Here is a 10,715-nt window from a genome sequence, read left to right as displayed (position 1 = left end):
CCACCGCGGCAGCCCCTGCATCGACGACGAGGATGGGGGCGGCCCCGGGGGCGGCGATGGCGTGCGGGGTCTGGGTCGCCGGGACGGGCCAGTGGGTGCACAGCACCAGGAACGTGGCCAGTGAGGTGCCGAACTGGGGCGAGGCGTGCAGGAAGGCGGGCAGTGCGGCCTGGGCCTGGGCCTCGGAGAAGCGGGCCCCGAGGGTGGAGCTGAGGCAGTCGACGGCGAGGAGGGCGTCCGCGGCGTTGCCGGAGTCGCCCTCGTCCGTGCCGCCGAACTGCTGCAGCTCGGTGGTGTCGCCGGCCAGGATCTGGCGCAGCATGGTGCGCAGTTCCTCCCAGGAGGCCTCGCGCAGGGCCGTGATGACCGCGGTGAGGAGGTCCTCGCCGGTGACGGTGATGTCCTTGCCCTGGCGCAGCGGGCCGGCGTCCAGCTTGTCCCGCAGGCCGTCGAGGACGCGGCCGGCCTCCGCGACGGAGTGGCCGACCGGGCAGTCGGGGCGGGCGGCGCAGTCGGCGGCGAAGGAGTCCCAGGCCAGCTGGTACCCGGCGGTGCTGTCCAGGTTCTCGCGGTAGCCGTCGATCGCCGGGTCGACGGCGCCGTCGAGGACCATGCGGCCGACCCGCGAGGGGAACAGCTCGGCGTAGGTCGCGCCGAGGTAGGTGCCGTAGGAGTAGCCGAGGTAGTGCAGGCGCTCGTCGCCGAGGAGGGCGCGCACGACGTCCATGTCGCGTGCCGCGTCCGGGGTGCCGAGGTGGGGCAGCAGTTCCCCGGCGTGCTCCTCGCAGGCGTCGGCGAGTTCCTCGAACGCCTCGTAGGAGTCGGTGATCTCGGCCGCGTCGCCGGACAGCCGCAGGCCGAAGCCCATGGGGATGGCCGGGGTGTCGGTGGCGCACTCCACGGGGGTGCTGTACTGCACGCCGCGCGGGTCGACGGCGACCAGGTCGTACGCGGAGCGCGTGGCCGGGGAGAAGGTGCCGGCGGCGGCGACCAGGTAGTCGACGGCGGACTCGCCGGGACCGCCGGGGTTGATTTGGAGCGAGCCGACGCGGGCGGCGGCCTCGCCGGTGGCCCGCACGCGGGCGGCGGTCAGGGTGATGTCGCCCGCTTCCGGGTGGGCGTAGTCCAGGGGCACCGTCACGGTCGCGCACTGGAAGCCGGGCACGTCCTGACAGGCTTCCCAGTCGAGGTGCTGCTCGTAGTAGCGCCGCAGCTCGGGGGGTACGCCCGCCGCGGGGTCCGCGGCCGCCCGGCCGGGGTCGGGGGACAGCCGCAGCGGGTCGGCGGTGGCGCAGGCAGCGGTCAGCAGGAGCCCGCAGGTGCTCAGCACCGCGAGCGCGCCCCGCAGCCTGCGCCGGGGTATCCCGTCGGTGTCCCGTACAGCGATCATCGCCACGCCTTCCTCGTACGCCCGTGTGACGGGGGGACCGCCGGACGCGGCGCCCGGGCCGCCCCGGGGAATCAGGGTCCGGTCGTGTCGCGGAGCGCTCGGACGCACCCCCCGCGGCTCCGCTGCGTCACCACCCCATCACACGTCGTACGTGATGGCGGCCCGAGTGGGCCGAACGCGTGAACTTCCCAAGGGCCCGGACAGGGGTTCAGCGGGGCGCGTAGGCGATGCGCTCGAAGGGCCAGGCGTCGGCCAGCCAGTCGCTGACGACGCGGTGGAGCGCGGCGTCCAGGGCGGCGTGGGGGGCGCTGACCCAGGAGCGGACGTCGATGACGCCGGGCTCGGTGCGTGAGCCGTAGACGTACACGCAGCCGATGACGTCGCCGCCGGGGACGGACAGGACGGTGTAGGTGAAGCCGGTGCGGCGCTCGAAGTCCTCCGCGTGCTTGCGCAGGTCCTCCAGGTTGGCTTCGAGGCTCATCCCGTCCGGCGGCGGCCAGGAGCGGCCCTCGAAGCCGGGGGTGGCGCGGATGTGGTCGATGCCGGACGTCCAGGCGGCGTGGTCGGCGGCGTTGTGCCGCGGGCCGAGGGGCTCCAGGCGGAAGCGTTCGGTGGCGGGCGGGTCCGGGACGACGAAGTCCGGCGGGACGAGGGGATGTTCGGTGTCGGTCATGGCGCGAGGGTAACCGGGTGCCGCCCGGGCCGTCGCAGGTGCGCCGCCGCCGTGCGAAGGTTGGGCCATGGGTGTCGAGTTCGTGGTCTTCATGACGCTGCCGGGCCTGGTGATCCTGCTGATCGGGGTGGCCTTCGTCGACCAGGTGCTGCGGGCGGGCCGGTGGGGCGGACGGAGCGGGCAGGTCTCCGCGACCGGTTTCGAGCAGCTGCACGCGAGCTTCTCGCCGGGCAAGCGCAGCGAGTTGGACGAGCGCCGGGCGACGCTGATGCTGCGCGACGAGGAGGGCGACGGGGCACCCCCGCGGTCGCGGGTGGACCTGGGGCGGGGGACGGCGCTGATCGTCGTTCCGGGGCGTGATCGCAGCTGGTGACGACGGCCACGGTCCGCTGCGGGGCGCGATCGGGTTTGATGGTGGCATGAGCGACGTCATGGCTGGTATGCCGGATTGGGAGAAGCGCTTCCGGGCGCCACGCGTCGGACTGCCGGAGTGGGCGGAGGACGCCCCCCACCGCAGCCTGTTCGTGTCGAATGCGACGGGTACCTACGAGCTGTACGCGTGGGACCGGACGACCGGGGCGCAGCGGCAGGTCACCGACCGGCCGAACGGCACGTCGGACGGGACGCTGACGCCGGACGGCGCGTGGGTGTGGTGGTTCGCGGACACCGACGGGGACGAGTTCGGGGTCTGGATGCGGCAGCCCTTCGCGGGCGGCCCGGACGAGCCGGCCGCGCCCGGCCTGGAGCCCTCGTACCCCGCGGGGCTGGCGCTGGGCCGGGGCGGGCTGTCGGTGGTGGGCCGCTCCACCGACGAGGAGGGCACGACGATCCACGTCGTGCGTCCCGGGGCGGAACCGGTGGAGATCTACCGGCACGAGGAGTCGGGTGGGGTCGGCGCGCTGTCGGAGGACGGCACGCTGGTCGTCGTCGAGCACACCGAGCACGGCGACGCGATGCACTCGGCGCTGCGGGTCGTCACGACGGACGGCACGACGGTCGCGGAGCTGGACGACAGCGAGGGCGGCACGAAGGAACTGGGCCTGGAGTGCCTGGGGTTCGCCCCCGTGCCGGGCGACGCCCGGCTGCTGGTGGCGCACCAGCGGCGCGGCCGCTGGGAGCCGATGGTCTGGGACGTCGCGGCGGGCACGGAGACCGCCCTGGCGATCGACCTGCCCGGTGACGTCGCGGCGGAGTGGTACCCGGACGGCACCGCGCTGCTGGTGGTGCACACGTACCGGGCCCGCAGCGAGATCTACCGCTACGGGCTGGCGGACGGCGAGCTGACCCGGCTGGACACCCCGGCGGGTTCGGTGAGCGGCGCGACGGCCCGCCCCGACGGCACGGTGGAGTTCCTGTGGTCGTCGGCGGCGGCGCCCTCCGAGGTGCGGTCGACGACCGGGGCCGTGGTGCTGGAGGCGCCGGGTGAGCGGGCCCCGGGCTCGCTCCCGGTGGAGGACGTGTGGGTGGACGGGCCCGGCGGGCCGGTGCACGCGCTCGTCCAGCGGCCCGCGCGGGGCGAGGGCCCGTACCCGACGGTGTTCGAGATCCACGGCGGGCCCACCTGGCACGACTCGGACGCCTTCGCGGCCGGCCCGGCGGCCTGGCTGGACCACGGGTACGCGGTGGTGCGGGTCAACTACCGCGGTTCCACGGGCTACGGCCGGGAGTGGACGGACGCGCTCAAGCACCGCGTCGGCCTGATCGAGCTGGAGGACATCGCGGCCGTCCGGACGTGGGCGGTGGAGTCGGGCTTCGCCGACCCGGCCCGGCTGGTGCTGTCCGGCGGCTCCTGGGGCGGCTTCCTGACGCTGCTGGGGCTGGGCACCCAGCCCGAGCTGTGGACGGTGGGCCTGGCGGCGGTGCCGGTCGCGGACTACGTGACGGCGTACGGCGACGAGATGGAGGCGCTGAAGGCGCTGGACCGCACCCTGTTCGGCGGTTCCCCCGAGGAGGTCCCGGACCGCTACGAGGCGTCCTCGCCGATCACGTACGTGGCGCGGGTCAAGGCCCCGGTCTACGTCTCGGCGGGCCTCAACGACCCGCGCTGCCCCATCCGGCAGATCGACAACTACGTCGAGCGGCTGGCGGGCCTGGGCAAGGCGCACGAGGTCTACCGCTACGACGCCGGGCACGGCTCGCTCGTCGTCGACGAGCGGATCAAGCAGCTACGACTGGAGCTGGATTTCGTCCGGCGCCACCTCGGCGGCTGAGGCCGCGGCCGGCCCCTCCTCCCCGGTGAGGCCGAGCTCGGCGTCGCGCCGGGTCTCGGCCTCCCGCCGGACGAGCCGGAACCACATGAAGACCACGAAGCCCGCGAAGACGAACCACTCGCCGGTGTAACCGAGGTTCTGGAAGGCCTTGAGGTCCAGGCCGGTGCCGCTCGGCGCGACCGGCGGGACGGCCCGCAGGGGCGCGGGGACGGCCTCGGTCTGGGTGATCCAGGCGCCATACACCTGGTACGGGACGAGGTTGACCAGGGACGCCGCGCTGATGATCCCCAGCTGTCCCTCGGCGAGCCCGCCGCGGCCGATCGCGCCGTCGGTGCCGGCGCTCTCGGGGGCCTGCAGGGCCCCGGTGACGGTGACCTCGCCGGCCGGCGGTGCGGGCACGCCGACGGCGGACGCGCGGTCCGCGTCGCCGGGCAGCCAGCCGCGGACGACGGGCAGGGCGGCAGCGCCGTCGCCGGTCAGCAGCGGGGTGAGCACGTAGTAGCCGGTGCGTCCGTCGAGCTCACGGCCGGGCACGAGGAACTGGTGCGCCGTGTCGTAGCGGCCGGTGGCCCGTACCGTGCGGCCGGCCGTCTCGGTGGTCAGCGCGGAGGTCGCCCGCGGCAGCAGGCGCTCCAGCGGCGCCGCGTCCCGGGCGGTGGCCGCGGGCTTGTCCTGGGCGGCGCGGTGGCTGTCGACGCGGGCCTCGAACCGGCTCAGCTGCCAGCTGCCCATGAAGGTGCAGAGGACCACGGCGCACACCATGAAGAGGTGCCCGCCCAGCCAGCGGGGGGACAGCAGGAACCGGTACACGCCGTCAACGGTACGGGGCGCCCGGGCGTCCCCGGGAACCGCCCCCCGCTACTGCGCGGCGATGGCGCCTGTCCTGTAGACCGTCCCGGCGCAGGCACCGCCGATCGTCGCCATGACGACGGGCGCTCCGGCCTCGGGCGTGTGGCTCAGCACGATGCTGCCCGCCGGGCCGCCCTGGCCGGGGCCGTCCACACCCGCCGGGGGCGCGGACGCCTCGCCGGACGGGGTGTTGGTGGCGGTCGCGGTGGGCGTCGGCGTGGCCGGGGGGGTGCAGCCGCCCGAGTCGCCGCCGGCGGCCGGGACCCAGGTGAACTCGACCCGGTAGCTCTGCCCGGGCTTGAGGATCAGCGTCGTGCCGAGGGAGTCGGGCAGTGTGGTGCCGTCGTTCGGGGTGTGGTCGACGACGTTGATGCGGGCGGAGTCGGCCGCGCCCTGGGTGGAGGAGACGCTGACCGAACCGCCGCCATCGACGGTGCACGAGCCCTTCGAGGTGTTCGCCACCTGGAACCAGCCGTCGACCCGGCCCGAGCCGTCGGCGGCGCCGGCGTACCCGGAGGCGCTGCCGAGGTCGCCGGCGGTGCACAGCGGGGCGTTGGCCGCGAGCGTGTCGGAGGGGTCCGCGGAGCCCGTTGCTCCGGGGGTGACGTGCCCGTGGGAGCCGCCGGTGCGCGTGGGGTCCTCGTCGCGACGGCCGTCGCCGTCGGACGGGGAGGGCGTGCCGGCGCCGGCGGCGGGGCCGTTCGCGTCGCCGTCGGTGCCACCGGTGTCCTGGGCGCTGGAGGCGTTGGCGGTGCCGGTCCTGGCGGATCCGGAGAGGTCCGCCGCGTGGAGGGCGGCGGGGACCGCGACCAGCGCCAGCAGGCACGCGGCCGCGCTGCCGGCCAGCAACTGCCGACGGTGCGCCCGCCGGGCGGGGACCGCGCGGCGCAGGTGCTCCAGCGCCTCCTGGCCCGGTTGGATGTCGCTCACGGCGTCGCGCATGAGCCGGCGCAGCGCCAGTTCGTCGGGGTTCAGCCGCTCCTCGGGGCTGCCACCGCCGATGTCGTTCTCGGTTTCCATACCGCCGGGTGGGTTCGGGTTGGTCATGCCGGGGCCTCCATCGCGACGCGGAGCGCCGCGAGACCACGCGAGCCGTACGCCTTCACCGAGCCTAGGGAAATGCCGAGGGTCTCGGCTACTTGGGCTTCGGTCATGTCGGCGAAGTAGCGCAGGACGAGGACCTCGCGCTGCCGGCGCTGCAGCTTGCGCAGGGCCGCCTTCAACTCGTCACGCTCCAGCGCCTCGTACGCCCCCTCCTCGGCGCTCGCCATGTCGGGCATGGGCTTGGACAGCAGCCGCATGCCCATGATGCGGCGGCGCAGCGCGGAGCGGGAGAGGTTGACGACGGTCTGCCGGAGGTAGGCGAGGGTCTTCTCGGGTTCGCGGACCCGCTTGCGGGCCGAGTGGACGCGGATGAAGGCCTCCTGGACGACGTCCTCGCAGGAGGCGGTGTCGTCCAGCAGGAGTGCGGCGAGGCCGAGCAGCGAGCGGTAGTGGGCCCGGTAGGTCTCGGTGAGGTGGTCGACGGTGGTCCCGACTGACATCGCGGCGTCAGTGTCGCCGCGGTCGCGGTCCGAGGGCGCCTGCACCACAGGCCAGGGCGCGATCACCGGGATGCCGCCGACTGCGCGCGACGGCCGCCGGACGTGCGGACGCGCCGGAGCGCTGCCCCGCCCCACGAGGGGTGCTTCGATGCCGAGTGCCTCTGCCACGCCTGTTGGACACGCGTCCCCCCGTCAGGGTTGTACGCCCGAGGCACCGTTTTTGACGGTGTAGCACATATGCGCATGCGTACCAACTCTTCCCCAATGCCCCTTTTGCTGGCGCTGTTGCGCCGCGCCCGGCCTGCAGCACAGTAGGGCAGTGCGCTGACACAAAGACGCTCCCTGCGCGTCGCACGGTTGCGACACACAGGGAGCTGAAATTGTCTGGCGCCTACAGGCTTCCGATCAAGCGGTCCAGACCAGAGATTTGGGTCACCCGACCGAAATCGGGGTGCTCAGCGGCCTGTTCCTCCGTAGACGACCGCTTCGTCGGTTTCGCTGTCCAGGCCGAACGCGGAGTGCACGGCGCGCACGGCCTCGTTGACGTCGTCGGCGCGGGTGACGACCGAGATGCGGATCTCGGAGGTCGAGATCAGCTCGATGTTCACGCCCGCGTTGGACAGCGCCTCGAAGAACTGCGCCGTGACACCGGGGTTGGTCTTCATGCCTGCGCCGACCAGCGAGATCTTGGCGATCTGGTCGTCGTAGCGGAGCGTCTCGAAACCGATGGTGCCCTGGACGCGCTTCAGGGCCTCGATCGCCCTCGGGCCGTCGGCCTTGGGGAGGGTGAAGGAGATGTCGGTCAGGCCGGTGGCCGCGGCCGACACGTTCTGCACCACCATGTCGATGTTGATCTCGGCGTCCGCGATCGCCCGGAAGATCACGGCCGCCTCGCCCGGCTTGTCGGGCACACCGACGACCGTCACCTTGGCCTCGGATGTGTCGTGCGCGACACCGGAGATGATCGCGTGCTCCATGCCCGTCTGGTCCTCTCGCGGCTCATTGCTGACCCAAGTGCCCTGGAGGCCGGAGAACGACGACCGGACGTGGATCGGGATGTTGTAACGGCGGGCGTACTCCACGCAGCGGTGGAGCAGCACCTTGGAGCCGGAGCTGGCGAGCTCCAGCATGTCCTCGGAGGAGATCCAGTCGATCTTCCGCGCCTTCTTCACCACGCGCGGGTCGGCGGTGAACACGCCGTCGACGTCGGTGTAGATCTCGCACACCCCGGCGTCGAGGGCCGCCGCCAGCGCCACCGCGGTGGTGTCGGAGCCGCCCCGGCCCAGCGTCGTGATGTCCTTGCTGTCCTGGGACACGCCCTGGAAGCCGGCCACGATCGCGATGTTGCCCTGGTCGAGGGCGGTGCGGATGCGGCCCGGCGTGACGTCGATGATGCGTGCTTTGTTGTGGACGGAGTCGGTGATGACACCCGCCTGACTACCGGTGAACGACTGCGCCTCGTGTCCGAGGTTCTTGATCGCCATCGCCAGCAGGGCCATGGAGATCCGTTCTCCGGCGGTCAGCAGCATGTCGAACTCGCGGCCGGTAGGCATCGGAGATACCTGTTCGGCGAGCTCGATCAACTCGTCCGTCGTGTCACCCATCGCCGAGACCACGACGACCACCTGGTGGCCGCTCTTCTTGGCATCGACGATCCGCTTGGCAACGCGCTTGATGCCCTCGGCATCCGCAACGGAGGAGCCGCCGTACTTCTGCACGACAAGGCCCACGTGCGCTCCTCAAATCCGGTACTGCGTTCGGCTCAGTCTAACGAGCAGGCCGGAACCGACCCCTCAATACCACATGCTGAGACGCCGGGCCCACTCTGCGAGCCATCTGCCCAACGACACGCCGACCTATGCACACCGGGCGGCGTGCTCCGGGTCACTACGGCCCCGGGTCCCCGCCTGGGAGACCCGACCACGCACACGCGCCCGCCCCTCGGGAGGGGCGGGCGCGGTGGGGGTTCAGCGGCTGGGGCGCAGCCCCAGCGGCTTGGCGATCTCGGCGGCCATGACCCGGCCGGCCTCGGCGGCGAGCTTGTCCTCGTCGTCCGCGCCGTGGTCGGTGTCCAGTCCGTCCAGCGCGTCCAGCGGGCTGTCCAGCCGCACATGGGCGACGAGGGACTGCAGGGCCCGCAGCGAGGCCGAGGCGGTCGGCCCCCAGTTGGACAGGTAGGAGAACTGCCACCACCACAGCGCCTCGCTGACCCGGCCCTCGCGGAAGTGCGCCAGGCCGTGCGCGAGGTCCGTCACCACGTCCGCGAGGTCGTCGGAGATCCGGCAGGCCACCGGGGTGCTGCGCGGCACGTAAGGGTCGAAGACCTCGGAGTAGACGTCGATCGGCTCCAGCAGCACCGCGAGCCGCTGGCGCAGCTCGTCGGCGTCGGGCTCCGGGCCGATGTCGGGCTCGTAGCGCTCCTCCGGGACGATGTCCTCGTGCGCCCCGAGGCGGCCCCCGGCCAGCAGCAGCTGGGAGACCTCCAGCAGCAGGTAGGGCACCGCGCTGTCGGGGTCGTCGCCCTTGGCGACCTCCCGTACCGACAGGATGAAGCTCTCGATCTGGTCCGAGATCGAGGAGGCGAAGTCGTCGGGGTCCAGGGCGTTGTCAGACATCAAGCAGCCGCCTTCCTTCAAAGGCCCGGCCGAGCGTGACCTCGTCGGCGTACTCCAAGTCGCCGCCGACCGGCAGACCGCTCGCGAGACGGGTGACCTTCAGTCCCATCGGTTTGACCATGCGTGCGAGATACGTGGCCGTCGCCTCCCCCTCGAGGTTGGGGTCGGTGGCCAGGATCAGCTCGGTGACGCTACCGTCCGCGAGCCGCGCCAGCAGCTCCCGTATGCGCAGGTCGTCCGGGCCGACCCCCTCGATCGGACTGATCGCGCCGCCGAGCACGTGGTAGCGGCCGCGGAACTCGCGGGTCCGCTCGATCGCCACCACGTCCTTGGGTTCCTCGACCACGCAGATGACGGCCGGGTCGCGGCGCGGATCACGGCAGACCCGGCACTGGTCGGCCTCGGCGACGTTGCCGCAGACCGCGCAGAACCTGACCTTCGCCTTCACCTCGCTGAGGGCGTGCGCGAGCCGTCGGACGTCGGCGGGGTCCGCCTGCAGGATGTGGAAGGCGATCCGCTGCGCGCTCTTGGGACCCACGCCGGGCAGCCTGCCCAGCTCGTCGATCAGGTCCTGAACCACGCCCTCGTACACGCTGTGCCCTCTTCGTCGCCTGGAACTAGAAAGGAAGGCCGGGGATGCCCCCGAGCCCCTGGGCGAGCGGGCCGAGCTTGCTCTGCTGCAGCTCCTGCGCGCTCGCGGTCGCGTTGTGCACGGCGGCGACGACCAGATCGGCCAGCGTCTCCGTGTCCTCAGGATCGACCGCCTTGGGGTCGATGACCAGCCCCCGCAGCTCACCGGCTCCGGTCACGGTCGCCTTCACCAGACCACCGCCGGCCGTTCCCTCGATCTCGGTCTCGGCGAGCTCCTGCTGGGCCGCCGCGAGGTCCTGCTGCATCTTCTGTGCCTGCTTGAGCAGCTGCTGCATGTTCGGCTGACCACCACCGGGGATCACGGTCTCGCTCCTGCCTCACGACGTCGGTTGTGCGGGTAGGGCGAGCCTACGTGCTCGGGGGCCCGCTCGCGCTACCCGTACGAGGGAACGAGCGGCGCGCGTCGCCCGTTCCGCCCCCGCCGTACCGTTCCGCACAGGGGAACGGGGGCGCCGCGGCTACTCGTTGGCGATCTCCTCGATCACGGTGGCACCCAGCTCGCGCACGATGAGGTCGTGGCCGCTGAGCGCCGTCTCGTCCAGGTCCGGGTCGTCGTCCTCGGGCATGTCGTACTCGATGGGCGGCGGCTCGTCGGTGACCGGCGGGTACGCGGACGCCGCAGGCGCCGCGTTGACGGCGGCACGGGCCGCCGCGGCGGCGGGCGGCGACGGGGACGGCGCCGGGCTCTGGGACTGCTGGTGGGGTTGTTGCTGCGGTTGCTGGTGATGGTGCTGGTGCTGCTGCTGCTGCTGCGCGGACGGTGCCGGGGACGCGGGGGCGGGA

11 protein-coding genes and 1 pseudogene are annotated in these 10,715 nt (G+C 72.8%); 2 read left to right on the top strand and 10 right to left on the bottom strand.

Going from position 1 to position 10,715, the window contains the following annotated elements; all coding sequences use genetic code 11:
* A partial coding sequence (locus PV341_RS39790) for an alpha/beta fold hydrolase (protein ID WP_500360340.1) occupies positions 1-1,390 on the bottom strand: 1,390 nt, incomplete at its 3' end.
* A gap of 208 nt (positions 1,391-1,598) precedes the next feature.
* Positions 1,599-2,063, bottom strand: coding sequence for a GNAT family N-acetyltransferase (locus PV341_RS39785; protein WP_500332016.1), 465 nt, complete (start codon positions 2,061-2,063; stop codon positions 1,599-1,601).
* Positions 2,064-2,130: 67 nt separating this feature from the next.
* Between PV341_RS39785 and PV341_RS39780 the strand changes: the two genes are divergently transcribed.
* Positions 2,131-2,436 carry a DUF6191 domain-containing protein gene (locus PV341_RS39780; protein ID WP_500332017.1) on the top strand — a complete coding sequence of 102 codons (306 nt, stop codon included), beginning with the start codon at positions 2,131-2,133 and terminating at the stop codon, positions 2,434-2,436.
* A gap of 46 nt (positions 2,437-2,482) precedes the next feature.
* Positions 2,483-4,273, top strand: coding sequence for a S9 family peptidase (locus tag PV341_RS39775; RefSeq protein WP_500332018.1), 1,791 nt, complete (start codon positions 2,483-2,485; stop codon positions 4,271-4,273).
* Here PV341_RS39775 and PV341_RS39770 read toward each other — a convergent pair.
* The 8 genes and pseudogenes from PV341_RS39770 to PV341_RS39735 all read right to left on the bottom strand — a co-directional run.
* The gene (locus tag PV341_RS39770) at positions 4,229-5,083 is read right to left on the bottom strand and encodes an SURF1 family protein (protein ID WP_500332019.1); all 855 of its coding nucleotides are present in this window, start codon (positions 5,081-5,083) and stop codon (positions 4,229-4,231) included. The genes PV341_RS39775 and PV341_RS39770 overlap by 45 nt on opposite strands.
* A 48-nt stretch (positions 5,084-5,131) precedes the next feature.
* Positions 5,132-6,169: a hypothetical protein gene (locus PV341_RS39765; RefSeq protein WP_500332020.1), complete on the bottom strand. Its 1,038-nt coding sequence runs from the start codon at positions 6,167-6,169 to the stop codon at positions 5,132-5,134.
* On the bottom strand, positions 6,166-6,834 hold the full coding sequence (locus tag PV341_RS39760) for a SigE family RNA polymerase sigma factor (RefSeq protein WP_500332021.1): 669 nt from the start codon (positions 6,832-6,834) through the stop codon (positions 6,166-6,168). Before PV341_RS39760 ends, PV341_RS39765 begins: the two co-directional genes overlap by 4 nt.
* Before the next feature lie 287 nt (positions 6,835-7,121).
* Complete coding sequence (locus PV341_RS39755) at positions 7,122-8,396, bottom strand: aspartate kinase (protein WP_499513036.1); 1,275 nt, start codon at positions 8,394-8,396, stop codon at positions 7,122-7,124.
* A gap of 237 nt (positions 8,397-8,633) precedes the next feature.
* A complete protein-coding gene (locus tag PV341_RS39750; RefSeq protein WP_500332022.1) occupies positions 8,634-9,281 on the bottom strand; it encodes a DUF5063 domain-containing protein in 648 nt (215 codons plus the stop codon).
* Complete coding sequence (gene recR, locus PV341_RS39745; protein ID WP_018558314.1) at positions 9,274-9,873, bottom strand: recombination mediator RecR; 600 nt, start codon at positions 9,871-9,873, stop codon at positions 9,274-9,276. Before recR ends, PV341_RS39750 begins: the two co-directional genes overlap by 8 nt.
* A 25-nt stretch (positions 9,874-9,898) precedes the next feature.
* The gene (locus PV341_RS39740) at positions 9,899-10,234 is read right to left on the bottom strand and encodes a YbaB/EbfC family nucleoid-associated protein (protein ID WP_431958833.1); all 336 of its coding nucleotides are present in this window, start codon (positions 10,232-10,234) and stop codon (positions 9,899-9,901) included.
* Between the two features lie 156 nt (positions 10,235-10,390).
* Positions 10,391-10,715, bottom strand: a pseudogene (locus PV341_RS39735) (DNA polymerase III subunit gamma and tau); the annotation flags it as partial.

Origin of the sequence: Streptomyces sp. PA03-1a, from assembly GCF_033792805.1 — a bacterium.
In the GTDB taxonomy this organism is placed as follows: Bacteria; Actinomycetota; Actinomycetes; order Streptomycetales; family Streptomycetaceae; genus Actinacidiphila.
This window is presented reverse-complemented; position numbering and strand designations above follow the sequence as displayed.

Excerpts from the sequence above, each read along its gene's own strand:
- PV341_RS39785 (WP_500332016.1), bottom strand. The coding sequence starts at position 2,063 with ATGACCGACACCGAACATCCCCTCGTCCCGCCGGACTTCGTCGTCCCG.
- PV341_RS39780 (WP_500332017.1), top strand. The coding sequence starts at position 2,131 with ATGGGTGTCGAGTTCGTGGTCTTCATGACGCTGCCGGGCCTGGTGATC.
- PV341_RS39775 (WP_500332018.1), top strand. The coding sequence starts at position 2,483 with ATGAGCGACGTCATGGCTGGTATGCCGGATTGGGAGAAGCGCTTCCGG.
- PV341_RS39765 (WP_500332020.1), bottom strand. The coding sequence starts at position 6,169 with ATGACCAACCCGAACCCACCCGGCGGTATGGAAACCGAGAACGACATC.
- PV341_RS39750 (WP_500332022.1), bottom strand. The coding sequence starts at position 9,281 with ATGTCTGACAACGCCCTGGACCCCGACGACTTCGCCTCCTCGATCTCG.